Genomic DNA, 24,804 nt, shown 5'->3' with positions numbered 1-24,804 from the left:
GATCACGCGCCCAGTTTCACGGCCATCTCGTCGACGACCGGCGCAACCTCGTCGAGAAACTCGGGTGAGGGGTCCGTGGTGCCCCTGTCCCGCAGGCGTTCCATCAACGCTTCGCGGGTGAAGACCACCACGGCGGCGTCGGCAACGTCTTCGTGGATATCGTCACCGGCCGATCCCTTCGGAACATCGAGGGCAAGAACTCCTTCCGCCAAGATCAATCGTGCATTGGGCGCGCTTTCGTAGAGTTCGCGCAGACTTTCCGACGTGCTCTTCATAGAGGTCGATCCTTTCCGTCTTCAATGCCCCGCGGCAATCACCGTGGACTCCCGAATGCTTACCCTCCGGCGGGAGGAGCAACCCTGGTAGAGTCGGTCTTTCGTTTCGAGCGCCACGACGGAACATCCCCGGTGCCGACGGTCTCGCGCGCAATGTCGCGTAATTTCCTGTTGGTGTGCGACGACGCCACCACCAGCATGTCGAACGCGGCGTCCTTGGTGAGGTTGTAGCGACTCATGACGATCCCGATGGCCACACCGATCTCACGGTTCGTGTCGACGGCAGTGGCAAGTTCTCTGATGCGCTCCTCGATACGTGCGGCTCTCAGCGCGACAGCCGCGTGATCGGCGAAGATAGCGCAGTCGTACAACACGTCGGAGGTGAAAAAGTTTTTCTTCTCACTGTAAAACCCCATCACTCCCAGCTCGGTCCCGCCCAGCATCAGGTAGAAGCTGGCAGTCGAACGGACAGGTGTGTTCGCGACCATCTCCCGGCGGTAGGACTCCCAACGCGGATCGGTTTCGACGTCGTTATTGACGATGGTCGCCTTCTCGGCCAGAACGGCCTTCGTCGCCGACTGGCCGGTGCGATTCGCGATGTTTGCGGCGGCCTCGACGACCCGTGGATCGCTCGCCGCGATGATGCGTACCGTTTCGTTCTCGCGAAGCGTCGTGATCGCCGCGCCGTCACACCCCATGGTGGTGACGGCAAGGTCGACGACGCGCTGAGACGTCGAATCCGATCCGGGTACTTGGGCCAGCTCCCACGCCAGCGAGGCGAAACGGTAACCGGTATCAGCTTGTGCAGGGGTATCCACGCGCCTGATCGCCTTTCTCAAAACGTACAGGGTGTTCCCATTTTGCCAGGCGGTCCGTCGTTCGTCGTGGTCGGCGCGTTACTCCTCGCCGCGTGCCTCGTCGGACCGCGGATCGACCGATCACGGGGACTGCGCGGCACGACGCCGTAGCAGCTCCCGGTGCCCGTAGGTAGCGCCCAGAATCTCGTCGCGGTCCGAGACCGACGATCCGACGGCGCCGGCCACAATGCCGAGCGAAGCCGCCAGCCACGCGAGTTTCAGGTAGTCGCCGACCCCGGCTTGCCTCCCTATCTGCTGCGTCAAGAAGTCGGGGGATATGACGACAGCAGCAGACGCCAGGACGACTGCGAAAAGCAGCGCGTACATGCACAACACGCCGGCCAACACCGTGCCCACCGTTGCTGAGTTGTACATCCACCGGTCTGTCGTCGACTCCCGAAAGCTGCGGTGTTCCCACAACTCATGGGGGAAGATCAACCACACCGTGATCGCCAGCAGAGCGGAAAGCCCGATCATCGCCAACCGCGGCATGCTCATCGACGCCGCCATCTGCCAGATGCTCGCGTAGAACACTCCGAATGCCGATGCGGCGCTCGCGGCCGCCAACGCGCCGGACAGCGTCGGCACCAGCCGCCATGGTCTGTTGCATCGGATCATTCCCGCTACCAGCCGCAGCCTTCCGAATACCCCCGGCGTCAGCAATATGCGCTGACCCTCCCGCTCGGAACCAGGCCCCGGTGCCCACCTCGACCTCGATTTTCGCAGTCGCGGACGCTTCTCGGTGTCAGTGCCCAGCAGGTCGTGCACGATCGCGACCGCCGATGCCACGGCACGCCTACGCACCGCTACGGTCCCGAACGAGGGCACGTACAGAGCCGCGGTATTGCCCGCGTGCAACTCGGCTACCACGGGATTGGGCCCGATACGGCGAGGCACCTCGGAAACGCACAGAACCACGTCGTATGTATTCGTCGACTGCACCGACTCGAGCCACTGAGCAAGTGGAGCGGAGCCGGTTTCCGTCGGAGGAAGCGTCACCGATGGATATGCGACATCCAGTTGCACCTGTCGACCGTCGATGGTCACGTGGCGGGGCAACCAGTTTTCGATCGACGCTGCGATAGCCGTAGCGAAGCCTGGATCGCTGACGATGCCTACCGAAACGGTACGGGCACCGCCCCGACTGCATTCCTCGCTGCCGCGCGTATCGGGTTTCTCCGGTTTCTCGTAGGACGTCATCGAAAACGGTTACCCGGTTCTGTGCAGCGAACACCGCCGCGAACGGGGGATCCGCTCACATCAGGCTCTTTCTTACGGCCGCTACTAGCCGTCGGGGCCCGTGGCGACGAGCTGTTCGGCAAGCTCGACGACTGGCACGTTCGCGTCCTGCGACAACTTCGCCAGCAGCTCGAAGGCGCGCAGCGCATCCACCTTATACCGCTCCATGATCATTCCCTTGGCTTGGCCGATGATGTCTCGCGAGGCGAGCGCCGAGGTGAACTGCTGGGTCTTGTTGGCCGCGTACAACGCCATCGCAGCGTGGGTGGCCAGAATCAGACCGAGTTCTTCGTCCTCGTCGTCGAATGCGTGTGGCGTGGACGAAAACAAGTTCAGACCGCCGACGCTGGACTCGCCCACGTACAGCTGAAACGACAGCGTGCTGCGCACCTCAGCTTCGACAGCATCGGGTACAAAGCGGGGCCAGCGATCATCGATGGTCAGATCGTCGCAGCGCACTACAGGTTCGTGCCGGGCGGCGTCGACGCACGGGCCTTCGCCGAGTTGTTCCTGCAGCGCATCGATGCGCACGGGCAACTCGCTCGTGGGGGCATGCGACTGATAGTTCTTGCCCCCGAGACAATGAGAACGTCGGCCGCTTCGGCGCCTCTGATCAGTTCGGTTGCGCTCCTCGTGATGCAGATGAGCGTGTCTTCGAGGCTGTCCGGTGCGTAGCAGGTTCGTGACACCTCGGCCAGCAAAGTCCCCTAGCGGTTTCGAACTGTACTCCTCGAGGTATGCCCCATGTCTGCACCTGTCACAGGTGACGCAATACCCCACTCTCGCACTGGCCCGGCCGTGGTACCAACAAGGGTGTGTCTACGTTCTTTTGGTTTGGCACCTGCTCAGCGAGGGTAGAAAGTTCGATGACCTGCGACAGTGTTCCGTCGGCTCCCGACGACGGGTGCCCGGCGCGCTCGGGCCCGTGCACGCTCGGTAACCTCGCGGCGCTACTCGAAGTACCAACCCCGATGGGCGAACACACCGTGATCGACGGCGTCGCCGACAACTCGCGGACGGTACAGCCCGGGGACCTCTACCTGGCGTTCCCGGGAAAACGAGTACACGGCCTCGACTTCGAGGAACAAGCTCGTTCACGCGGCGCGATAGCGGCATTGTCCGATCGGCCAGGATTGCATCTGCCTACTCTCGTCGTCGAAGATCCACGGGCGTGGGCGGGGCCCGTCAGCGCCCACGTATACGGTCACCCGTCGGAGGCGTTAGACCTGATCGGCGTCACCGGAACCAACGGGAAGACCAGCACGGCTTACCTTCTCGGCGCCGCACTCACCGCTGCCGGTGAGACGGTCGGGAGTATCACCGGGATTTCCATCACCGGGCCAAGGGGTTCGACACCGACATCTCGTACTACCCCGGAAGCCGCGCCCCTGCAACGCTCTCTCGATCGATTTCGACGCGAGGGCGTGACCGCTGCGGCAATGGAAGTGTCTTCACATGCTGTCGTTCAAGGTCGGGTGGACGGAACGCGTTTCGCCGCCATGGGTTTCACCAACCTGGGGCAAGACCATCTCGACTACCACGGTTCGATGGAACACTACTTCGCCGCCAAATCGCAATTGTTCGAACCGGAGCGGGCCGCAGTAGCCGCCGCCGGGATCGACGACGATTACGGCCGTCGACTGGCCGCGACCGTGCGCATCCCCTGTTGGACGTGGTCCGCCCACGATCACCGCGCCGACATCTACGGAGACTGCGTCGAAACTACCGGGGTGGGAACGTCGTTCGTGGCCCGAACACCGACCGGTGACTACAAGATCCAACTGCCGCTGCTCGGCCCGCATCAGGCGCACAATGCGTTGGCGGCATTTGCATTGATTGCCGCAACCGGGCGCGACCTCGATGCTGCAGTAGCCGGCTTCGAGTCCATCACAACAGTGCCCGGGCGGCTCGAGCGAATCGAGGAAGGGCAGCAGTTCCTCGCCCTCGTGGATTACATGCACAACACCGCAGGCCAACGAAGACTACTGCCCTACATTCGATCACTGACCAACGGCAAAATCATTGCCGTGGTGGGAGCAACGGGTGACCGCGACCCCGGCAAGCGGTTCCCCCTCGGTGCGACGGCTGCGGCACTGACCGATGTGGTGATCGTCAGCGATGAAAGCCCGTTCTCCGAGGACGCGTCCGCGATACGAGAAGCTGTCGCCGCGGGTGCCACCGCTGCCGCCGCCGCAACCGTCGTCATCGAGCCCGACCGTCGGCGCGCCTTCGAGTTGGCGGTCGCCTGCGCCGATCCCGGCGACATCGTGCTCGTCACGGGGCGTGGATGCGACGACGAACAGGTTTTCGGTGACGACGTCGTGCAGTTCGACGACCGAGTCGAACTACGAAAAGCTTTGCGCCAGCACGTGTACGGCACCGACGCGACTAGTTGATCAGGCAATGCCTGCCAACTGGTCGGTCAGGCGATGCCCTCCTCGGCGTCGTTCTCGTCGGTGTCACGGTCCATTCTTGCCGTCGGCAGCGGCAGGACACTCGCGGCGCCGCCCACCGAAGCAAGGGCTGAAGCGAGGTCCGAATACAAGGGGATGGCTGCATCCAATCCGACGAGTTCCATCGGTCGACGCGTGGCCGGACCGTCTGCGACCAGCGCCATAGTGGTCGCACTGCCCATCTCGCGGCGCGCCTTGATCAGAGCGGACATGCCCACCGAAGCCAAAAAGCCGACGCCGGACAGATCGACGACCAAAATGGTCGGAGCGGACGCCATGGCCTTGTCGATGGCCTCCGCGAGGTCGGGTGCCGTCGTCAAATCGACTTCACCGTGGGCCTTCACCACTGCGACTCCCGCAAGGCTGTCGATCTCGACTCGAAGCAATCTCTGGTCCTCCACAGCTGTTCCTTTCGTCGAGCCGATCTCGCTCCCGACAGACTGTTGGACGGCGTTTTCGGCGCGTGTTCGAGCACAGTGCACGGCTGCACGAACACTTCGGGGGAGTAGCTGAAAACGAATACCCGGAGAGTGAAGGATGCGCGGCCGCGACGTACATCGTCGACTGCAGGCGACTGCTCCACCTCGCTCGGTCAGCATAGCTTCCGATGTCAGATTGCGCACGTGTGGCCGGAACAAGAGCACGCGGCGTGCACCGGTTTGCGGATCGAAATCCATCGGTACACGCCGCGAGACTGGCGTCGAGTTGTTTGTTGTTTACTGGAGGTTCATCTCCAGTGGATTGAGCGACTTCACATTTCGTTCGGGTCGATGGCGTCCTTGATCCTGCCCATGACGCCCTTCTCGGTGCCCATTGCCGCGGACTGCGGTGTGCCCTTCGCCCCGTCGTACGTCGCGTACAGCTTCGGATCGGGCGCCGGGGCACTTGCTTTGCCGCCGAGGGGTTGCGGATCGGCGAGGAAGCCCATCTGACGTAGCCCGTCGGGGGCGGTGCGGTTGGCCCAGCCGCCCGTCGCGGAGAATTCCCCGTCGGACAGGTGCCAGATGTCGGTGGAATGCTCGGTTGCCTCTTCGTCGAGCAAGGCATCGGGAGCGACGACCTGCTCTAGTCCGTCCGCCTGGAGTTCTTCGATGGCGGCGAGCCACAGGTTCTGATGGTGGGTGTCCCGGGCGAGATTGAACTTCAGCATCGCTTTGACACCGGGGTCATCGGTCATGTTGTACAGCCGGGCAGTCTGCAGGCGGCCCTGTGCCTCGGCGGCGGCATTGGCGCGGAAGTCTGCGAGCAGGTTGCCGGATGCAACGATGTAGGCGCCGTTCCACGGCACCCCGTTCGAGTTTTGCGGCATTGCTCCACCGCCTGCGACGATGGCGTGTTGAGGATCCATTCCGCCCAGGACCGCGGCCACAACCGGGTCGGCCGCAGCGTTCTTGGTGGATTCGGTGGCCGGTGCGCCCTCGAGAAGACGCGCGACCATTGTCGCCAGCATCTCCACGTGACCGATCTCTTCGGTCGCGATGTCCATGATCAGGTCCTTGTACTTGCCTTCCATGCGACAGTTCCAACCCTGGAACAGGTACTGCATGGTGACCGTCATCTCGCCGTAGGCGCCGCCGATGAGTTCCTGCAGTTTGCGCGCGTAGACGGGGTCCGGCTTCTCAGGCTTGACATCGAACTGCAGGTAGTCGGTGTGGCGAAACATGTAGACTCCCTTTCGGGTCGATCAAGTGCTGTTGGCTTTGTCGAAATACCCGGGTCTGTTTTGCACAAACCGATGCGATGCAACGGTTTCGGCTGAACTTCGTCGGTCAGAAACCGCCATGCCAGGCTGCCCGATACGCGGTGCGCACACTCAGCGAAATCGGTTTCATGCGTGCCGAGCGTGGTACGGATTCCGGCATGGCCGAACGCGACGGCGGAGCACGGCCGGCCGACGCCGACCCCGACGACCCACGTAAACCCGATTCGCCGGCGGATCTGACGAAGCCGTCGATGGTTCTTCGTGCTGAAGAAGACTGCGCCTGAATTCTCTCGGGATCAATGCACGGATTTAGCCGCCGTACTGACGTATTACGCAGTGCTGTCGCTCTTTCCAGCCGTCCTGGCCGTGGTTTCCCTGCTGGGTGTCTTCGGGCAGGGGCAGGCGACGGTGGACGGTGTCCTCCGGATAGTGGGCGCCTCGGGCCGTCGACCGCCGTGGACACTCCGAAATTTGCGTGGATCAGTTCGGTCGCGGCAGTAGCGATCTCGGTGTGAATCCTTGCGTCTGGCATTGCTGTCCGGCGCGGAGCTCGATTTCGAGCTCGAACGTGGCCGACAACTGCAAGCGGGGATCGTGGCAGAGGAAACGCTTCAGCTACCTCCCCGAGACACCAAAGTATTGGAGAAGAACGAGCAGAAGGACGCCGAAGCCGTCGAGCAGGGACGCCGTCTACGCGAGCAGCACCCATCGCCATCGACGGGCCGTATCATTCCGCGGTCCGACGACCCGCTCGGCTGTTCCGATAGGCGCTTTGCCGGATGTCTCTCAGCCACTCCGGCTGCGGTCGCACGGACGCAGGACTGTTGACGGCAGGGTCGAATCCGAACTTGCCGTCGCCGGCCGACTGGGCTGCGTCCGACAGCGCTCCGGTCGACCGCAGCGTGGCGAGTGGCTCGAATGCGCCGGAACCCTGGGCCTGGTCGATTGCGAACATCAAACCGGGTGCTTCCAATGCGTCGGTGGGCGCCCCGAGATCCATTCCTCTCAGATGCGGAGTGAGCAACCGCGCGCGGAGCCACCACATCCGACCGTCGAAGCGCAGAGGCATCAGCGACGAGAAGTTCGCGTCGTTCCACGAGGTGGTGGGAAGCGGCAGCATGCGCCCCAGGCTGCCGATTCCGGCGCTCGCCAGCAGCACGTCCCACGGGGTGTCGGCGCCAGCGGTCGCCGGCAACCGGAACGCGAGGCCTACCACGTCGAGAGCACCCCACGGTAGACCCAGACCCTTCGACAGCCGGGCCACTACCGCGCAGGAGTGTAGCGGCAGCCCTTGGTCGTCCGGAGCAAGGCGTACGAGCTCCCCGGTGAACATGGCGCCGTCGGGGTGGAACACTCGTGCGCGACGGATGGCCGATGCCGCGCGGAACGGGACGCCGAGAACGGTGGCTACAACCATGATTCCTCTTCTTCGCGATGTCGGGTCTTGCGCCGAATGTGCCTACGTCACCCAGAATTACGGTCGCGACGATGTGGACATCGCGGTCGGCATCCCTGCAGTACGACACGCCGTGTCGCTCGTCGACGCGGCGGCACGATTACGCGCGGCGGCCTACGCACAGTCGAAACCTATCGGCTCGCTGGCTTACGACTTCGTTCACGGCAACGCGCGATTCGTGCTCTGAACCGCGCACCGCCGTGGCACCAGTCAGCCGATGGGAGCAGAGATGGAACTGTGGCCCGATTGCCAGGCGCCCATGATGTGATCGGCCAACGCATCTTCGGCAAATCCGAGAGCCCGCATGCCGAAGACGATGTCGCTCTCCACCGAAGGTTCACGGCGAATGAGCTGACCCACCACGTCGTGACGAAGAATCTGCTCGTGCACAGCATCGGCCTCTACGTGCTCGGCATAGAACGCAGTGCACGCATGGGGAGCGCCCAGACGCTCGAGCGCATCGACGAATCGGCGAGACCCGGGTGACGACGTGATCTCGGTTGCCGCGAAGTGCCCGACGGTCGCGCCGCGAAGGCTTCGATGCAGCCCGAACAGCGACATCAGGTTGACCCACGCCAGTGTCTGCGCCGGCACGACGTCGATGTAGGCCAGGTACGACGAATCCAGGTCCGCGGCATCCATCAAGTCTGCGAACAGCTGCTGGTGAACACGCTCGCCGCGGCCGCCGCCGTACTCGTCGAACTCCACGGCGACGAACGATGCCTTGACCTGACCCTGCAGTCGGGGAATAGCCCAGGCGTGCGGATCGGCTTCCTTCAGGTGGTAGATCGACCGATGCACGAAGTATTCGCGCATGTGGTCCCAGGTTCCCTCGTCGCGCAGGAACCAGGACGGGCCGGTGCCTGTCTTCGGCTCCACCGACAACGACTCCATTTCCGCCACGGCATCAGAGCCGGGCTCTATTTCGTCGCGGAGGTAGTTCAGGTAGGTCTTTTCCAGAGTGCCGCGGAAGCGAATCAGTTCCGGGTTCCATTCCCACTGGTCATCGACGTCGAGGAAGCCACGGTAGTGCAACTCATAGCACGTCGACAGCGCGAGATGGAGGTCGCGCGAGCGGGGATCGGATGCGTCGAGTCCCGTCGGTAGTGACGTGCCGGGCCCGCCGCGAAGCGCGTCGATCACGGCTTCCGACAACTCTCCGCACGGTGTGGGAAGGTCGGCCGCCGAATACACAGAGGTCGGTGTCGCGTCCATGATCGTCATGCCACGTGTCTACCCCTCGGAATGACGCGTCAACCATCGCCGGCTGGCGGGACAACACCCCGCCCGTCGGCCAGGCAACACCCCCGGGGGCTCGTACTGTTGTTTGTCAGGTCAAATAACGGGTACAGCTCGTCCGCCGCGGATCTACCGCAAAGACTGAAGATGAGGGAGTGTGCGTGAGCGAGTGTGCGTTCGATAATCGGGTGAACCGAGTGACGGTGGTCGAAGGTGCATTCTGACACGTTGAACATTGCTTTGATCGCATCGAACAGGTTTCCGATCAAACAGCCGTTTGCGGGTGGCCTCGAAGCGCACACCTGGCATCTGACGCGATCGCTCGTCGAAGCAGGACACAACGTCACCCTGTTCGCTGCGCCCGGATCGGATCCCGCGCTGAAGAGCGAGTTCATGGAAGTGGAGATTCTCGAGCTGAGCGCTAGGGCCAAAGCGGACGTGTCGATGCCGTCCGACCGCTTCATGTCCGACCATCACGCCTACCAGAAACTGATGCTGTCGCTGGCGTCAGACCCTCGGTTCGACGTCATCCACAATCACAGCCTCCATTACCTGCCCATCGCCATGGCACCCACGCTCACCACGCCGTTTTTGACAACGCTGCACACGCCACCGACCCCATGGATCGAGTCGGCGATCGGAGCGTCGGGTGGTGTCGGAAGCCGCTTCGCGGCCGTCAGCCGCCATACGGCCTCGATGTGGGACGGCATTGTCGACAATGTCGACATCGTCCCGAACGGAGTCGACGTCGACGGCTGGCACGAAGGGCCGGGCGGGGATTACCTCGTCTGGTCCGGACGGTTCACGCCCGAGAAGGCGCCGCACATGGCCATCGATGCCGCTGAACTCGCGGGGTACCCGTTGAGGCTCGCGGGGCCGGTCTCGGATCCGCACTACTTCGCCCGCGAGATCGGTCCGCGCCTGGGGCCGCTGATCACATACGTCGGACATCTGGATCAGCAAGAGCTCACGGCGTTGGTCGGCGGAGCAGCTGCCGCTTTGGTCACGCCGACCTGGGACGAGCCGTACGGATTGGTCGTTGCCGAGGCGCTGGCCTGTGGGACACCCGTGGCTGCGTTCGCGCGAGGGGGCATACCTGAGATCGTGGCCGATGGGTGCGGAACGCTGGTTCCTGCCGACGATGTGCGCGCGCTTGCCGCAGCAATTCCTCGTACCGTCGCGCTGGCACGCGAAGCCGTTCGCGAGCATGCCGTTCGACACTGCTCCGCGCACACCATGCTCGCCGGGTATCTGACCCTCTACCGTTCGATGATGTCGAATTCGGTGGTGCCGATACACGAGCCACGACGGCACCTGCGCACCGCAGGATCACGGCTCCATCGAATTTGATCCCGGCGTCTGTGAATGCGGTGGTTTGCACTGGTCGGGGGCGGGGCAATCTCGAGTACCAACTACGGAGGTGCCTGTGACCGCTGCCCGAGAACGCACATACCCATCCATCACTGCCGAGGATGGCGTCTATGCGCCGCAAGAGGATTCGTTCTTGTTGTGCAGCGAGATCGCATCACACGGGTCTCTCGTCGGCGGTCGGGTGCTCGATTTGTGCACCGGCAGTGGCATCGCAGCGATCGAGGCCGCGCGAAGCGGAGCCCGAGAGGTGTACGCGTACGACATCTCCGAGCGGGCAGTTGCCTGTGCCCTGGGCAATGCGACAGAGAACGACGTGCACGTCGACGCACGCTTGGGCACCATCGCCGATGCAGTGGAACTGGGCCCGTTCGACGTGATTGTCTCCAATCCTCCGTACGTGCCGTCGCCGTCGGACCCGTCGGGAATGGGTCTTCATCGCGCCTGGGATGCCGGCGATCGTGGCCGCATCGTGCTCGACCTGTTGTGCGCCAATGCATTCGAGATGCTCAGCCCAGGCGGGGTCGTGCTGTTCGTTCAGTCGGAGTTCTCCGGCGTCGACGAGTCTCTCGATCAACTGAGAGCCAGCGGGCTGACCGCAGACGTCGTTCGACGAGAAATCATTCCGTTCGGACCGGTCATGCACGAGAGGGCGCAGTGGCTCGAGGCGACGGGACAGCTCGACATCGGGCGTCGGACAGAAGAATTGGTCGTGCTCGAGGGAAGGAAGCCGTGAGTACCGATCCGGAGGAGCGCGTGTCCACCGACGGAGATCTGACGTCGCTGTGCGAAGAAATTTCCGAACTCGCGGTGCGGCACGACATCACGATCGCCGTCGCAGAATCGCTGACGTCAGGAAACCTCGCCTCCATGCTCGGCAAGGCTCCGTCGTCGGGGGAGTGGTTCAAAGGCGGAATCGTCGCCTACGCCAAAGACGTCAAACATTCGTTGCTCGGAGTGCCCGATGGGCCGGTGGTCAGTAAAACTGCGGCGTCCACAATGGCGCGCAGTACCGCCGAACTGTTGGGCGCCGACATGGCGATCGCCGTGACGGGTGAAGCCGGCCCCGAAACGCAAGAGGAACAACCACCGGGCACGGTATGGATTGCCGCGTGCGATCGAGGAGTGATGTCCGCCGAGCGGAAACAATTCGACGGTGAACCGGCGGACATCCTCGCCGACACACTGTCTTTCTCCATCGCCTCTTTGCTCGAGCATGCTCGACGGCGCGAGAACTGAGAGACGCTTCGCGCGTTGCTCACGACAGGCCGGAAGTGACCGGGCCCTCGAGCACTGAGCCGTCGGGCGCGTATCGGGATCCGTGCAGTGGGCAGTCCCATGACCTTTCGGCGTCGTTCCACGTGACGATTCCGCCGAGGTGGGGGCATACCGCCGATACCGTGTGTGTCACACCGTTCACGGTGCACACGGCCCGCGGTGTCACCCCACGTTCGATCCGTCCTTCGCCCTCTGCGGGAACGCCCGTTGGTGTTCCGGACAGAATCGGTTCGATCCAGCCCTTGGTCAGATAGAAACCGACTCCCGCGTTCAGTTTCGCTGCGGTGACCACGCCCGTCAGCTCGTGAACATTCCAGCTGTCGAACGCGTCGACCCATGTCGCCACGCCGCCGAAGATGCGTTGCGTCAACACCATTGCCGATGCAACGGCGTTGGTCATGCCCCACTTGTCGTATCCGGTTGCCACCAGGATCCGGTCGTCTCCGGGGAGAAGCGGGCCGGCATAGGGCAGCATGTCGATCGACTCGTAATCCTGGGCCGACCAACGGTAGACCCGCTCTGCGCCGGCGAAGTGTTGCGCGGTCCAGGCATCGAGGTCGTCGATCTGGGCCTGGGGGGAACGTTCGCGGCCCACTACGTGTCCGTTCCCGCCGACCAGTAGCAGGTCGCCTTTCGGACTCGGCGCGTACCGCAACGAACGGTCGGGCGAATCCGCCGACAGGTACATCCCCCGGGGAACCGGTTGCTCGATCGTGTAGGCGGCGGCATACGACCGCAACGGTTCCATTCGCGCGAAGAACCCGCCGCGGTCGAGAATGGGAATCCCGGTGGCGAGTACGACGCGGCCGGCCTTCACGGTCCCACAACTGGTCTTGACGTCCACATGGCCGATTGCCCGATGTACCGACAGAACGCGAATGCCCTCACTGATGTGGCTCGCGTTCTCGGTGACGTCCTCGGCGAGAGAGAGCAACGCATCCATCGGATCGAACTGTGCCTGGTCGGGCACGACGACGGCTCCAGTCACCGGGAAAGGCAGTTCGGTCTCGGTACGATAGGCAGCTTCGATGCCGACGCCGATCGCGGCGCGGAGTTCTTCGCGAACCATTCTGTCGCCGTCTGCAGTCGTGGCATAGGTATAGGCATCTTCGGTCTGGTACGCGATACCGCGAGACCTGCAGTAGTCGAGTAACCACGACTGGGCCGCGATGTTTCCCGAGGCGTACTTCGACACGATGTCGTGCGAGTGCTTCGACGCGATGGACGACAGCTTCGTTCCCTGCAGAACACTGATCTTCGCCGTCGTGTTGCCCGTGGTGACGGACCCGATCGACCGCCCTTCCAAAACGGCGACTTTGTCGCCTGCACGGGCGAACATCAACGCTGTCACCAGGCCGGTCAGACCGGCGCCGACCACCACGGTGTCGTAGTGTTGTTCGAAATCGACCGCGTTGTAGTGCCGCCGGTCCGGGCGGTCGAGCCACAAAGAAGTTGATGCCATAGTCGCTCCTGTTCCCTGCACCGGCGTCACGGAAACGTCGCGGCTCACATCAGTTCGTGCGGATCGCGCACCTCGACCTCGTGGCCGTCTTCGCGAAGTCTCTCGAACGCCTGCCTCAACAGACCTCTGGCGGCGTCGTCCACGGCTCTGACGTGCTCGAGGTCGAAAACAATGGTGTGGTGTTCGGGAAAACCTTCCGTGAGCCGGACGATCACCGATTCGGCGCCGGCGAAGCGCAGATCACCCTGCAGATCGATCGAGGTCGAACCTTCTTCTTCACCGATCGCACGGATAGCAGACTGTCCGGTGGGACTCACGTGCATCATGTGTAGCTCGAGATCGCGGGAGAGGCGTTCGAACACGGCAACTCCGCGCACACTGTTGCCGTGCTCGTTGAGGCGCGGAGATACGACGGCGATGCCGACCTGGCCCGGCAACACGCCGATGATCGCGCCGGCGACACCGCTTTTCGCAGGAATGCCGACCGTCGACATCCAGTTGCCGGATCCGTCGTACATGCCGCAGGTTGCCATCGTCGCCAACACGTGCCTGTTGGTGCCGACGTCCAACACCCGCTTCCCGGTCGACGGACTGATGCCCCCGTTGGCCATCACTGCCGCGATCGTCGCCAGGTCACGACAGCTGACGGAAATGCTGCACTGACCTGAATACCCTTCGACGACCTCACCAGGATCGGCGCCCAGAATCCCGACGGCTTTGAGCAGATGGGCAATTCCGGTGTTGCGGTCGTCCGACGCCATCTCGGCTCGGTGGACGGCTTCGTCGATGGACAGTATGCGTCCGGCGAGTGTGCTGTGCAATGCCCGAATTCGGTCCACTCGTTCGGCGGCCGACTCGGCCTTCACCATCGAATGCACAGCCAACGCGCCTGCATTGATCAACGCGTTGCGCGGCCGACCAGTGTCCGGCTCCAGCGATATCTCGTTGAACGAATCACCGGACGGTTCGACATCGACGACGCCGAGCATCGTGTCTCGGCCGTTGTCGTCGATGGCCAGGGCGTAGGTCAGTGCTTTGGCGATCGACTGGATGGAGAACTCGGCGTCCGCGTCGCCGGCCGTGTGAACCGAACCTCCCACGGTGGCCAGAGCCACCGCGAAAAAGTCGGGATCGGCACGTTCGAGTTCGATGTTGCCCTCAGGGATCGCGCCGTCGTCGAGGTCACCACAATCACGCAGGACGGTCGCGAGGTATTCGGGAATCGGCGATTTCATCGACGGTCGCTAGTCACGACGGACGTACCTCGCTGCGCGTGCGGCGAGGACGAAGATGCCCACGGTAATCGTGACGAACACGGCGTCACGTGTCGACAGCGAGATGGCCGCTGTGGTGAACAAGGCCAGAGCTCCGAGCACATCGAGCAAGAATCTCACGGAGGGCAGCTCGATCAGGAGCGGTAGCGCTGCGGGCGGTTCGGTCGCCCCGACGCCACCGGCTGTCGGGCCGGTGGTGTCGAAACCGGTGGCGTCGAAACCGGTGGGTTCGGCGAGCATATGGGCCGGTGCGGTCCGGTCCAGGCTGTCGGCGGTCATGATGAGCAATTCCCCTCTGCTGTGTGCACCGGACCGATACCCTCGATACGACTTCCTAATCACCCGCATGCCACGCCGAGCGGGTGATGCGCGAGGGTCGTGAAGACGGATAACGTCTTTCTCGCCGGGCTTTCCGGTACCCGTTCGACTCGTCACCGACCCGTAGGAGCAACGCGTATGACAGCGCCGGGCAGGCCTCACGTTCTGATCATCGGTGGTGGTTTCGGGGGGTTGTATGCCGCGCGTCGACTGCGGCGAGCCGACGTGGCGGTGACTGTGCTCGAGCGTGGAACGTCCCACGTCTTTCAACCGCTGCTGTACCAGTGCGCGACGGGTCTGCTGTCGCAGGGTTCCATCTCGAGTCCCCTCCGGCATTTGCTCAGAAAGCAGGAGAATGCGCACGTGGCGCTCGGTGAAGCCACCGACATCGACGCCGAAGCGCGGGTGGTGACCACCAGTCGCTTCGACGGGTCGAAGTACGAGCTGAAATACGATTACCTCGTCGTCGCCGCTGGGATGCGCCAGTCTTACCACGGGCACGACGAGTACATTCAGCACGCGCCGGGGATGAAGACTCTCGACGATGCGCTGACCATCCGTCGCAAGGTGATTGCTTCGTTCGAGATGGCGGAGTCGCTATCGACGGCGGAGGAGCGAAAGCCGTGGCTGACTTTCGCCGTGGCAGGCGGTGGCCCCACGGGTGTCGAATTGGCCGGGCAGATAAGAGAATTGGCAGTGCGAGCGCTCGCACACGAATTCAGATCCATCGACCCCGGTGAAGCTCGTGTTCTGTTGCTGCACAGCGGCGACCGCGTTCTACCCTCCTTCGATCACAGACTGTCCGCCCGCGCACAGGAGACGCTCGATGTCGTCGGCGTGGAAACCCATCTCGGAGTACACGTCACGGACGTCACCGGTACTTTCGTCGAGACAACAACGAAAGCGGAGCCCAAAACGGTCACCCGATACGGCACGCGAACGATCCTGTGGACTGCAGGCGTCGAAGCCGTGCCTTTTGCGCGCACACTCGCGAACGCTCTGGGAGTGCAGCAGGACCGGTCGGGCCGGATCGCCGTAGAGCCCGATCTGTCCGTGCCGGGCCACCCGAACGTGTGGGTGGTGGGGGACATGGCGTCTCTCGACGATCTCCCCGGAGTCGCCGAGGTCGCCATGCAGGGCGGTCGGCATGTGGGTGCCGTCATTGCGCACGATGTCGCGGAGACGGCGTCCGACAGCACGACGTCCCCTGGCCGCGGGCGTGCGCGCAAGAAGTTCAAGTACCACGACCTCGGCACAGCGGCGTACATCGCGCGCGGGCATGCGCTGGTTCAGGCCGGACCGATCCGAATGTCCGGCTTGCTCGGCTGGCTGTCCTGGGGGGTCATCCACATCGCATTCCTCTCCGGGAATCGCAACCGGGTAGGGACGCTGGTGAACTGGGCCGTCACCCTGGCGACGAACTCTCGTCGCGAACGCGCGATCACCTACGGCGACCCCGAGACGGCCCGCAAGCCCTACGGCTAGGGGGAGTCCACCCCTGCGATTTCGGCGACGTGCGCATCGAGGTTGATGCGGACCCGGCCCGAACTCGGTGCCGCGCCGAGTCCGAACGCACGAACAACCGCGGCCACGGACGCGCCGCCGAGTGCCACATCGCTTCCGAGTTGCGGCCAGGTCGACAACGTCTTACCGATCTCCGGAATCGACGCGAGCATGCGGGCTGTCAGCTTCGTGGGGTCCAGAATGCGCGCGGCCAGGGGGGCCTTCTGCTCCGGCGTGATATCGGAGAGGGCGGAAGCGTCGAGGTTGCCCAGGAGTCCGTGCAGGAGTGGCCTGTCCGGCTCGAGATCGAAGCGCTCGACGTCGAGGATGCCACCGTCGCTCGTCTCCATCACGACTGGAATACCGCGCCTGCGCGCGTGCTCACGCAACAGCAGCTTGGTGTCGAGGGAGTCGCATTCGTCGATCACGATGTCGAGGCCGGTGAGAAAACGGTCGAAGGTCGATTCGATCAGCCCCTCCGGGTACGTCAGCACCGTCAGGTACGGGTCCAGTTCTGCAATGCGGCGCGCCGCCACCAAAGTTTTATTGACGTCCAGATCGAACAGTGATGCGGGAACTCGGTTGAGGTTCGACAGATCGAGGTCGTCGAAATCGGCCAACCTGAGCTCGCCGCACAACCCCTCGATGGCAAGCGTGTGTGCAACTGCGTGCCCGACGCTGAGCCCCACGACCCCGACTCGCAGTGCGGACATGTTCTGCTGCTCGGGCGCTGTGATCTTGTTTCTGTTGCGGTCGAGTCGAAGTGCGCGGAAACCCAGGGGGCCGAGCACGCGAACAAGTGATGCCCGCCATGGGTAGTACACCCATCGCAGCGTCTCCTCGCTCATGCCCGCGGGCGGCGCCGGAACCAGAGCACGCAGCGAGTGCAGCTGAGCCGCCGTGGTATCGAGGATTCGTGTGTCCCCGCGCGCGGTGAGCTCGTCGACCGTCGAACGGTCGTCGTCGTGATCTGGATTCAACACGCGATGTTCTGCCACGTCACCCTCGTTCGTAAGAGTTCTCGACAACCCGCAGTGTGTGGTGTCGTTGCCGTCAAAGTAGCCCACGCGAGCACTCACTGTGATGACGGCAGTGCCACCGCGAGGTCGTGACTCGACACAAAATTGGCTCGAAGCCGTTGGAAGTTCCCCTGTACGCGTGTGTGCGATCTCATCACCAGGGCCGTTCCCGACGGTGCTCGTCGGGCACAGGGCGGGCGCAGAAGCACCACAACCAGGGAGAATGAAGGCACTGCCACCGGAGCAGGCTGTCGACGCGGGTACGAGGTGTCGCAGCGACCCCCCACCGGGTTGCACCCGCGACCTGGTTCGTTCACCCAGGAGGTACACGTGTCCGTACAGACAGACAGTCTCGCAACCGCAGTGCCCGTTCATTTTCCGAGCCGTGATCTGCGAGCCGCGCGACCCCGCCGGGCACAGAGGCCGGGTCTTTCCGCGCTCTCCTACGGCCCGCGGTCGTCCATTTCGGCCGACGGCTCGATGGAACTCGTCGCGGCCACTCCCGCGGCCGCTCCGGAATTGTGGTCCAGATACGTCGACGGTGCGTGGTCATCGTATTCGCGACACGGCGTGACCCGCGCGCTCGACATCGACGAGGTCGCCTCGGGTGCGACCACGACGCTGTTCTACGTCGTGCTCGACCGTCAGGGCGACATGCTCGGAGGGGTCCGCGCGCAGGGGCCGTACACAGTGATCGAGCAGTCGCACGTTCTGACCGAGTGGGAAGATTCGCCCGGTCTCGTGGTCGTCGCGAGTCAACTGCGCTCGCGGCTTCCGCACGGGATCGTCGAGATGAAGAGCGCATGGGTCGGATCAGGGGGGTCCGGACGAACGGTCTCGGCCATGCTCGCGAGGACTGCGTTGCCGACCATGGAGCTCACCGGCAGCCGCTACCTGTTCGCCAGCGCTGCCGACCACGTGCTGCGGCAGTGGGAGTCGTCGGGTGGCCGTATCGACGTGAACGTACCCGCGGCCGCATACCCGAGCGAGGAATACCGCACGCGCCTGATGTGGTGGGATCGCGACACCATCGGTCGTGAGGCGCAGGCGGGCATCTGGGAATCCATGGTGCGGGATTCGCACGCCCTCACCAGTGACAGCCTGTCTTCGGCGGTGGCCTGACGCGACTCAAGACGAGGGGTGGCGTTCGACTTCGGAGTGGAGTTCGGCTCGCTCGACGGGGCGGTGCGCCTGCCACGTCACCAGAATCGTGCCGGCGTGGGACGAACGGTCGCGCCCTCCGGTCTTGGCCTCGTACAGCGCGTTGTCGGCCGCGTGCATGATCGTGTCGACCACCTGCTCGACATGCGGACTGTGGATCGAGGACCCGTATGTCAGGCGCGGGTCCAAAGCGCCGCGAACGTCCACGGTCACCGAACCGACGCTGACCGTCACCTCGCATTCGGCACGGACACGCTCGAGGATGGCCGTGTCGAGAGGGCTCCGCGGCGTCACCTCGGTCAGTACGAGGAACTCTTCGCCGCCGATGCGCGAGACGATTGCCTCGTGGGAACCGGTGCGGTCGGTGGCGTGGATGAGGGCCTCGGCGATGGTGACGAGGACGCGGTCGCCGGTGGCATGACCGAGGCTGTCGTTGACCGTTTTGAAGTGGTCGATGTCGACGACGAATGCCGAGATCTGCCCACGCTTCTCGCATGTCTTGTCGAGCAGCGCCTCTACTTGAGACATCATTCCGCGGCGGTTGAGCAAGCGCGTCAGAGGGTCGGTGTTGGCGAGGACGTTGAGTCGGCCGTTGACGGCGAACAACGACCGCCGAAGAGCAGCGATGAGAATAACGGGCACCACAACGGTGGTTGCCGCAGCTCCGACCGCGACCGAGGTGACAGCAAGCCCCGACTGCGACAGCGAGACGTACGACAACCACGTCGCGAGTGCAACCGATGCGGCAGTGAGTGTCATTGTGACGCGTTGCGGAGATCCCGATGCGGCGATTGCGGGAACGACCGCCAGCATCGACGTGACAGCACGGGTACCTGCGGGATCTGCGATGAGGTACGCGGAGATGGCTACGCCGACCATTCCGCCGGACCCGAGGACTGCGAACTGCGTGTCGGTCAGCCGGCCGACCTTGACGGCGAACAGCACGGTGACGGCAGTGAACGCGACAATTGCGGTGAGCAGCGGCAACGCACCGGGCCGAAGGAACGAAGGAGACATCAACGCGATCGCCAGAAGTGGCAGCGCGCCGGAGGCACTCGCGATGACCATCGCGGTACGCGTGTCGAATCTCGACAGGAAGCGATGCTGTTCTGCACTGGTGCGGCGCAGTATCGCGCTCATATGTCGGTGGCCTCGGGTCGCTGGTGGGGGAACGTCGCCAGCATAGCCGCGTCGGTACGGTCGGCGGGCAACCGCGGACGTTTCGTACGCGCGATTTACGGTCATGCCAGGACCATGGCCAACAACCTCTACACAGCAACGGTGACCGCGAAGCCAGGGTCCGTCGAATCGAGCGGCGGCGCGTTGTCGCTCGAGGTCCACGAACCCACCGAGCTCGGTGGCGCGGGGGGCGCGACCAACCCGGAAGAACTGATGGCGGCCGCACTGGCGTCGTGCCTCCTCGAATCCGTCCGAATCGCTGCGGGTACCGCCGGGGAAAGTTTCGACAACGTCTCGATCGAGGGCGAGGTGACGCTCACGGACACCGACGGGGTCGGTTACGACGCGGCTTATTCGCTTTCGGTCACCCTTCCCGACTTCGCCGCGCCGGACGACGTTCTGAAGCAGGCCAAGTCGATCTGCCCGTTCCTGCGGTCCGTCCAGGGTGTCGACGTGGTCCTTGCCTGACTCCGGTCGAACGAAGAACGCGGGCGGCGCCGGCACCCGGGGCGTCGTCCGTGTGTTCCTTGCTCGGGTACGGGTGGCGGTTGGTCAAGCGGGCCGCATCATGGGCCGCGAGGACACCGCAATCGTTGCGGGTGGTCTGACCTTCTATGCCGCGATCGCGATCGTTCCTCTGCTGCTGCTGACCATTCGTGCATGTTCCGCGCTCACATCGACGGAATGGGTAGTCGACCGATTCGCCGATATGGCGTTGCTCTTGCCTGACACGCTCGGTGCGCGCGCGGCATTGGCGGCCCTGGTTCAGGCCGGCGTGAATCTCGGTCCCCTCGGCATCGCGATCGCCGTCTTCCCCGCGACGTTTTACGGCGAGGGTCTTCGGCGCGCGCTCGTTCGACTCACGCCCGTCACGGAACGGTTCGTCGGGTGGCGAGGCCGACTGCTCGTCGTGCCGTTCGCACTGTTCGCCCCGGGACTGCTGCTGGTGTTGCTCGTCGCCTCGGAGGGCCTGGCCAAAACTACGACCGACGGGGGAAGCGCCGAACTCGTTCTTCGCGTCTGGTTGGGGTTCCAATGCCTGTGGCTGGTCTTGGCCGTTCCTCTGGCCTGGGTGTACCGGGTGGTCGCCCCACACCGAATACGCTGGCGCACCCTGGTTGCCGGATCCCTCGTGACGTCGTCGATCATCGCCGGTTTCGTGCAGGGATTTGTGCTCTTCCTGAACATTCCGGTCGACCTGGGCGCACCGTTCGGTGGGCTCGACGTCATCGGCGGCGGAATTGCCGTGGCGCTGTGGATGTTTCTGCTCCACGTGCTGGTGCTCGTCGGGTGGGTCGTGCTCTATCGATACGACCGCCTCACCTACGACCGTTCGGACGAGAACGACGTCAGCGAAGGCGTCGGTACAGCAGAACCATCAACTGAACGAAACCGATAGCGGCCAAGGCGGTTCCGACGACGCTGCCCATCAGGGCAACGAACGCGCTACTCGACGGCGCGAACCCCGCGCCCACCGTGATGACGAGTGCCGTGATCACGCGGGACGGACGCTCCCACACCGTGAGCGTCCCGACATTGTGCGCGCCCGTACCGATCGCACGAGCCCGCGCGCCCTCGTGCAGGAGCGTCAGAGCGCCCGTGACCACGAGTAAACCGGGCGGCGCGCCGAGAAGCCACGCCACCGCCAGAAAGCACAGATCGCTGCACCGGTCTGCCACCGTGTCCAGGACATACCCCCAGCGGCTCTCCGACCTCCCGATGACGGCTACCGCTCCGTCGACTCCGTCCAAAGCTGCGGACAGCAATACGAGCAGCGCAGCGACCAGCGGCCAACGGGTCCCGGGAATCGACGTCGCGACGGCACCGAAAGCCATCGCGACGCCTACAACGGTGATGGTGTGCGGTGACACCGACCTGTTCACCAACGGCCTGCCGACGGCGTACATCGCACGAAGCCAGGGATCGACCAACCGTGAGGTCGACGGGTCGATGCTCCCGTGTAGCTCCGACCACCGCCTCAGATAGCCCTCGACGTCGAGCGGGGTGACGTCGAGAGCATGATCCGCCGGTGACCGTCGTCGAAGCACGGTCGGTCAGCTCGAGCGAGCCACGATCTTGTTGGCGACACCGGCAAGAATCTGCGCGGGACGCTGCTGCTCACCCTGCTGAGCGCCGAGGACCACGATGGTGCCCGTCAGAACCGGAATGACGTACTGCAGATACTGCAGCTTCTTTTGCGCCGCAGCGGCTTCCGGTGGCGTTCCGGTCGAGGGCTCGGTGGCCGAATCGACAGGTCGACCTGTGGCCTCGGTGGTCTTTGCGCCGAGCAATCCGCTGTACGCGGTGGCTGCCAACGCCGCTCCGGTGACGACGATCTTGATCGTGGTGTTCGCGGTGACGCCCTGCTGATGCTTGGCGCGATCACGGTTGGCCCACAGGATGCCGGCCCCGCCCACGAGGTGCGCACCGATGGCGACAGCGTTCACGGGTGCCCACTTGGCCCAACCCACGGCGGCGACGCGCGCGCGATCGCGGGGGTCGTGCACGGCAGTAGCCGCGCCGTTGACGCCGATGGCGCCCATCAGTGAACCGCCGAACCACGCTGCGGCTCCGGCATCGTGCAGAGCGCGGACGACGGTATTGCGTTGGGACATCTGTGAAACCTCTCGATCGACCGCGCGACAGCGTCGGCGACGCCGTATCGGGCGCGGCAAGTACGCGGCGGTGTCGGCATCGATCGCACCGACGCGCCACGTGTTGGTCATACCCGTGTCGGTGGAGTTCACACGCACTCGAGAGACGGGCAAAGTTTTCATCCCGGGGGGACGGGTATGGGGCGAGGGTGACCGACAACTCTCCTCCGCCCGCTCCCGTCGAGGCCGACCCCGACGATCCGCGCAAGGCGGAGTCACCGACCGAGCTGACCAAGCCGTCCTGGGTGTTCGTTGCGAAGAAGACGGCACGTGAGTTTTCGCGGGACCAGTGCACCGATCTCGCCGCCGCTCTGACGTATTACGCGGTGCTGTCCCTGTTTCCCGCGATTCTGGCCATCGTGTCGCTGCTCGGTGTCTTCGGCCAAGGGCAGGCAACGGTGGACGGAGTCCTTCAGGTCGTCTCCGACCTCGGGCCGTCCACCGCCGTCGACACACTGCGAGGACCGATCGAACAGCTGGTTCAAGCCCCTGCCGCGGGTTTCGCTCTGGTGACCGGTATCGCCGGTGCGCTGTGGTCGGCATCGGGATACGTCGGGGCGTTCGGCCGCGCCATGAACCGCATGTACGAGGTGGAGGAAGGCAGGCCGGTGTGGAAACTTCGGCCGGTAATGCTTCTGGTGACACTGGTGGCGTTGACGCTGATCGCCTGCGCTGCAGCGATGTTGGCTATCAGCGGGCCGATCGCCACGGCCATCGGTGAAGCAGTAGGACTCGGCGAAACGGCGCTCACGGTGTGGAACATCGCGAAGTGGCCGCTCGTCCTGGTCCTCGTCGTCCTGGCGGTTGCACTGCTGTACTACGCGACCCCGAATGTGCAACAGCCGAAGTTCCGCTGGATCAGTTCGGGTGCGGCGGTCGCCATCGTGGTGTGGCTGCTCGCCACCGTCGCATTCGGGTTCTACGTTGCGAATTTCGGTAGCTACAACAAAACCTACGGCTCGCTGGCCGGAGCCATCGTCTTTCTGCTGTGGCTGTGGATCACCAACCTGGCGCTGTTGTTCGGAGCCGAGCTCGATTCCGAACTCGAACGCGGACGCCAGCTTCAAGCGGGGATCGAGGCCGAAGAGCGACTGCAGTTGCCCCCTCGCGACACGCGGGTGTCGGAAAAGAACGAACAGAAAGACCGCGAGGCCGTCGAGCAGGGTCGTCGACTGCGCGAGAGTCACGAGTCGCGCACCGAAGAACGAGAAGATACGGGAGACACAATGGAAGAAAGATCGACGGATCCTCGATCCGCACAGGGTTTTTCGTCAGCGGCCAGGGAAGCATCCGGTCGACGATCACCGGTTGCCGACCTATCGACGGTGCAACTCGTCGAACGACTGAGCGACCAGGTCTCGACGCTGGTGCGCTCGGAAATCCGATCCGGTATGGATGAGGTGAAGAGCAAGGGAACACGCGTGGGGATCGGTGTCGGGATCTCCGGATTCGGCGCGATTCTGTTGTTCCTCGGCCTCGCAACGCTGGTCGCGACTGCAGTACTCGGCTTGGCGACGGTGTTGTCGCCGTGGCTCGCCGCGCTGATCGTGGCGATCGCCGTGCTGGTGATCGGTGGGCTGCTCGCAGCGGTGGGTGCCTCGAAGGCGAAGAAGGCCGTACCGCCCGTTCCGCAGGACACCGCGGCGAGCGTTGGCGACGACATCGCGGCAATCAAGAAAGGAATCAAGTCATGACCGGTAAACACGCTGAGACGTCGGGCGCAAGCGTCCCCGACGACGCCCACGGTATCGAAGAAACCCCCGGTATCGAAGACGCACCCAGTATCGAGGAGCAGCGGGCCGAGGTGGCCGAGACCGTTGCTGCTCTCGCGGCCAAAGCCGATGTGCCGGCCCGCGTGCAGAACGAGGCTGCGTTCCAGGCGGACCGCGCCAAGGCGGTGGCGCAGGAGAACCCACAAATTCTCGCGGCAGCGGTCGGCGGTGTCCTGGCAGCGCTGCTGGTGACGGTGATTCTGCGTCGTCGTCGATCGAGGAGGTCCTACCGATGAGCACCGTATCGAAGGCGATGTACAAACCGCTCTCCCTCGGGATGAGCGTGCTGGGCGGTGTGCTGGCAGGAGCAGTGTTCAAGCAGGTCTGGAAGCGGGTCGGCGACAACGAGCCCAAGGCTCCCGATCCGAAAGACCTGAACAAGTCGATTCAAGAAGTTCTCATTGCGGCTGCGATCCACGGTGCAGTGTTCGGTCTGGTGAAGGCTGCTGTCGACCGAGCGGGCGCCAAGGGATATCGGGCGTTGACTCAGGAAGACCCTCAGTAAAAGTAGGACGAGCCGAACGATCAGCGGCCGGACCGGTCTCGAGACCGGTCCGGCCGCTGATCGTTCGGCTCGTCCTACTTTTACTGAGGG

The 24,804-nt window shown here is 64.0% G+C and carries 27 protein-coding genes and 1 pseudogene; 13 read left to right on the top strand and 15 right to left on the bottom strand.

Going from position 1 to position 24,804, the window contains the following annotated elements:
- Window positions 1-2: 2 nt before the first annotated feature.
- From WBQ44_RS13930 to WBQ44_RS13915, 4 genes are all read right to left on the bottom strand, one after another.
- The gene (locus WBQ44_RS13930) at window positions 3-275 is read right to left on the bottom strand and encodes a hypothetical protein (RefSeq protein ID WP_495567271.1); all 273 of its coding nucleotides are present in this window, start codon (window positions 273-275) and stop codon (window positions 3-5) included.
- A gap of 59 nt (window positions 276-334) precedes the next feature.
- Window positions 335-1,093 carry a GAF and ANTAR domain-containing protein gene (locus WBQ44_RS13925; RefSeq protein WP_495567270.1) on the bottom strand — a complete coding sequence of 253 codons (759 nt, stop codon included), beginning with the start codon at window positions 1,091-1,093 and terminating at the stop codon, window positions 335-337.
- Between the two features lie 120 nt (window positions 1,094-1,213).
- Window positions 1,214-2,332, bottom strand: a complete 1,119-nt coding sequence (locus tag WBQ44_RS13920) for a hypothetical protein (protein WP_495567269.1) — start codon at window positions 2,330-2,332, stop codon at window positions 1,214-1,216.
- A gap of 84 nt (window positions 2,333-2,416) precedes the next feature.
- A complete protein-coding gene (locus WBQ44_RS13915; RefSeq protein ID WP_495567268.1) occupies window positions 2,417-2,902 on the bottom strand; it encodes a GAF and ANTAR domain-containing protein in 486 nt (161 codons plus the stop codon).
- A gap of 335 nt (window positions 2,903-3,237) precedes the next feature.
- Between WBQ44_RS13915 and WBQ44_RS13910 the strand changes: the two genes are divergently transcribed.
- Entirely contained in the window at window positions 3,238-4,767 is a 1,530-nt protein-coding gene (locus tag WBQ44_RS13910; RefSeq protein ID WP_495567267.1) for a Mur ligase family protein, read from the top strand.
- Between the two features lie 26 nt (window positions 4,768-4,793).
- On the opposite strand, the gene WBQ44_RS13905 is transcribed toward WBQ44_RS13910, so the two are convergent.
- Window positions 4,794-5,225: an STAS domain-containing protein gene (locus WBQ44_RS13905; RefSeq protein ID WP_495567266.1), complete on the bottom strand. Its 432-nt coding sequence runs from the start codon at window positions 5,223-5,225 to the stop codon at window positions 4,794-4,796.
- Between the two features lie 350 nt (window positions 5,226-5,575).
- The gene (locus WBQ44_RS13900; protein WP_495567265.1) at window positions 5,576-6,487 is read right to left on the bottom strand and encodes a manganese catalase; all 912 of its coding nucleotides are present in this window, start codon (window positions 6,485-6,487) and stop codon (window positions 5,576-5,578) included.
- Between the two features lie 197 nt (window positions 6,488-6,684).
- Between WBQ44_RS13900 and WBQ44_RS13895 the strand changes: the two are divergent.
- Window positions 6,685-6,990 (top strand): annotated as a pseudogene (locus tag WBQ44_RS13895) (YhjD/YihY/BrkB family envelope integrity protein); the annotation flags it as partial.
- A 263-nt stretch (window positions 6,991-7,253) separates the two neighbouring features.
- Here the strand turns inward: WBQ44_RS13895 and WBQ44_RS13890 are convergent.
- A complete protein-coding gene (locus WBQ44_RS13890; RefSeq protein WP_495567264.1) occupies window positions 7,254-7,943 on the bottom strand; it encodes a phosphodiesterase in 690 nt (229 codons plus the stop codon).
- Here WBQ44_RS13890 and WBQ44_RS13885 point away from each other — a divergent pair.
- Window positions 7,942-8,169, top strand: a complete 228-nt coding sequence (locus WBQ44_RS13885) for a hypothetical protein (protein WP_495567263.1) — start codon at window positions 7,942-7,944, stop codon at window positions 8,167-8,169. The genes WBQ44_RS13890 and WBQ44_RS13885 overlap by 2 nt on opposite strands.
- A gap of 23 nt (window positions 8,170-8,192) precedes the next feature.
- Here the strand turns inward: WBQ44_RS13885 and WBQ44_RS13880 are convergent, their stop codons facing one another.
- Window positions 8,193-9,206, bottom strand: coding sequence for an iron-containing redox enzyme family protein (locus WBQ44_RS13880; RefSeq protein WP_495567262.1), 1,014 nt, complete (start codon window positions 9,204-9,206; stop codon window positions 8,193-8,195).
- Window positions 9,207-9,434: 228 nt separating this feature from the next.
- On the opposite strand from WBQ44_RS13880, the gene WBQ44_RS13875 reads away from it, so the two are divergent.
- From WBQ44_RS13875 to WBQ44_RS13865, 3 genes are all read left to right on the top strand, one after another.
- Window positions 9,435-10,571 carry a glycosyltransferase gene (locus tag WBQ44_RS13875; RefSeq protein WP_495567261.1) on the top strand — a complete coding sequence of 379 codons (1,137 nt, stop codon included), beginning with the start codon at window positions 9,435-9,437 and terminating at the stop codon, window positions 10,569-10,571.
- A gap of 76 nt (window positions 10,572-10,647) precedes the next feature.
- A complete protein-coding gene (locus WBQ44_RS13870; protein WP_495567260.1) occupies window positions 10,648-11,325 on the top strand; it encodes a HemK2/MTQ2 family protein methyltransferase in 678 nt (225 codons plus the stop codon).
- On the top strand, window positions 11,322-11,828 hold the full coding sequence (locus WBQ44_RS13865) for a CinA family protein (protein ID WP_495567259.1): 507 nt from the start codon (window positions 11,322-11,324) through the stop codon (window positions 11,826-11,828). Before WBQ44_RS13870 ends, WBQ44_RS13865 begins: the two co-directional genes overlap by 4 nt.
- Before the next feature lie 19 nt (window positions 11,829-11,847).
- Here WBQ44_RS13865 and WBQ44_RS13860 read toward each other — a convergent pair whose 3' ends face one another.
- The 3 genes from WBQ44_RS13860 to WBQ44_RS13850 are packed head-to-tail and all read right to left on the bottom strand — an operon-like array spanning window position 11,848 to window position 14,882.
- Window positions 11,848-13,329 carry an FAD-dependent oxidoreductase gene (locus tag WBQ44_RS13860; RefSeq protein ID WP_495567258.1) on the bottom strand — a complete coding sequence of 494 codons (1,482 nt, stop codon included), beginning with the start codon at window positions 13,327-13,329 and terminating at the stop codon, window positions 11,848-11,850.
- A gap of 44 nt (window positions 13,330-13,373) precedes the next feature.
- The gene (gene glsA, locus WBQ44_RS13855; protein WP_495567257.1) at window positions 13,374-14,564 is read right to left on the bottom strand and encodes a glutaminase A; all 1,191 of its coding nucleotides are present in this window, start codon (window positions 14,562-14,564) and stop codon (window positions 13,374-13,376) included.
- A gap of 9 nt (window positions 14,565-14,573) precedes the next feature.
- A complete protein-coding gene (locus WBQ44_RS13850; RefSeq protein ID WP_495567256.1) occupies window positions 14,574-14,882 on the bottom strand; it encodes a hypothetical protein in 309 nt (102 codons plus the stop codon).
- Between the two features lie 177 nt (window positions 14,883-15,059).
- Here WBQ44_RS13850 and WBQ44_RS13845 point away from each other — a divergent pair, with 177 nt between their 5' ends.
- Window positions 15,060-16,406 carry an NAD(P)/FAD-dependent oxidoreductase gene (locus WBQ44_RS13845; protein WP_495567255.1) on the top strand — a complete coding sequence of 449 codons (1,347 nt, stop codon included), beginning with the start codon at window positions 15,060-15,062 and terminating at the stop codon, window positions 16,404-16,406.
- Here the strand turns inward: WBQ44_RS13845 and WBQ44_RS13840 are convergent.
- Complete coding sequence (locus WBQ44_RS13840) at window positions 16,403-17,422, bottom strand: Rv1355c family protein (RefSeq protein WP_495567254.1); 1,020 nt, start codon at window positions 17,420-17,422, stop codon at window positions 16,403-16,405. The genes WBQ44_RS13845 and WBQ44_RS13840 overlap by 4 nt on opposite strands.
- A 351-nt stretch (window positions 17,423-17,773) precedes the next feature.
- Between WBQ44_RS13840 and WBQ44_RS13835 the strand changes: the two genes are divergently transcribed.
- A complete protein-coding gene (locus WBQ44_RS13835) occupies window positions 17,774-18,565 on the top strand; it encodes a hypothetical protein (RefSeq protein ID WP_495567253.1) in 792 nt (263 codons plus the stop codon).
- A gap of 6 nt (window positions 18,566-18,571) precedes the next feature.
- On the opposite strand, the gene WBQ44_RS13830 is transcribed toward WBQ44_RS13835, so the two are convergent.
- Window positions 18,572-19,744, bottom strand: coding sequence for a GGDEF domain-containing protein (locus tag WBQ44_RS13830; protein ID WP_495567252.1), 1,173 nt, complete (start codon window positions 19,742-19,744; stop codon window positions 18,572-18,574).
- Window positions 19,745-19,858: 114 nt separating this feature from the next.
- Between WBQ44_RS13830 and WBQ44_RS13825 the strand changes: the two genes are divergently transcribed.
- Window positions 19,859-20,251 (top strand): OsmC family protein, encoded by a 393-nt coding sequence (locus tag WBQ44_RS13825; RefSeq protein WP_495567251.1) that lies wholly within the window; start codon window positions 19,859-19,861, stop codon window positions 20,249-20,251.
- Window positions 20,244-21,182 (top strand): YihY/virulence factor BrkB family protein, encoded by a 939-nt coding sequence (locus WBQ44_RS13820; protein ID WP_495567250.1) that lies wholly within the window; start codon window positions 20,244-20,246, stop codon window positions 21,180-21,182. Before WBQ44_RS13825 ends, WBQ44_RS13820 begins: the two co-directional genes overlap by 8 nt.
- On the opposite strand, the gene WBQ44_RS13815 is transcribed toward WBQ44_RS13820, so the two are convergent.
- The gene (locus WBQ44_RS13815) at window positions 21,133-21,831 is read right to left on the bottom strand and encodes a CDP-alcohol phosphatidyltransferase family protein (RefSeq protein WP_495567249.1); all 699 of its coding nucleotides are present in this window, start codon (window positions 21,829-21,831) and stop codon (window positions 21,133-21,135) included. The genes WBQ44_RS13820 and WBQ44_RS13815 overlap by 50 nt on opposite strands.
- Before the next feature lie 6 nt (window positions 21,832-21,837).
- Window positions 21,838-22,398 carry a hypothetical protein gene (locus WBQ44_RS13810; RefSeq protein WP_495567248.1) on the bottom strand — a complete coding sequence of 187 codons (561 nt, stop codon included), beginning with the start codon at window positions 22,396-22,398 and terminating at the stop codon, window positions 21,838-21,840.
- Window positions 22,399-22,586: 188 nt separating this feature from the next.
- On the opposite strand from WBQ44_RS13810, the gene WBQ44_RS13805 reads away from it, so the two are divergent.
- From WBQ44_RS13805 to WBQ44_RS13795, 3 genes are read left to right on the top strand one after another with little or no spacing between them, the layout of a single operon-like run.
- Entirely contained in the window at window positions 22,587-24,131 is a 1,545-nt protein-coding gene (locus WBQ44_RS13805; RefSeq protein WP_495567247.1) for a YhjD/YihY/BrkB family envelope integrity protein, read from the top strand.
- Window positions 24,128-24,445 carry a DUF3618 domain-containing protein gene (locus WBQ44_RS13800; protein ID WP_495567246.1) on the top strand — a complete coding sequence of 106 codons (318 nt, stop codon included), beginning with the start codon at window positions 24,128-24,130 and terminating at the stop codon, window positions 24,443-24,445. The genes WBQ44_RS13805 and WBQ44_RS13800 overlap by 4 nt, the downstream gene beginning before the upstream one ends.
- On the top strand, window positions 24,442-24,714 hold the full coding sequence (locus tag WBQ44_RS13795; protein ID WP_495567245.1) for a DUF4235 domain-containing protein: 273 nt from the start codon (window positions 24,442-24,444) through the stop codon (window positions 24,712-24,714). Before WBQ44_RS13800 ends, WBQ44_RS13795 begins: the two co-directional genes overlap by 4 nt.
- The last annotated feature ends 90 nt before the right edge of the window (window positions 24,715-24,804 follow it).

The sequence above is a fragment of the Rhodococcus sp. (in: high G+C Gram-positive bacteria) genome, assembly GCF_049591685.1.
In the GTDB taxonomy this organism is placed as follows: Bacteria; Actinomycetota; Actinomycetes; order Mycobacteriales; family Mycobacteriaceae; genus Rhodococcoides.
This window is presented reverse-complemented; position numbering and strand designations above follow the sequence as displayed.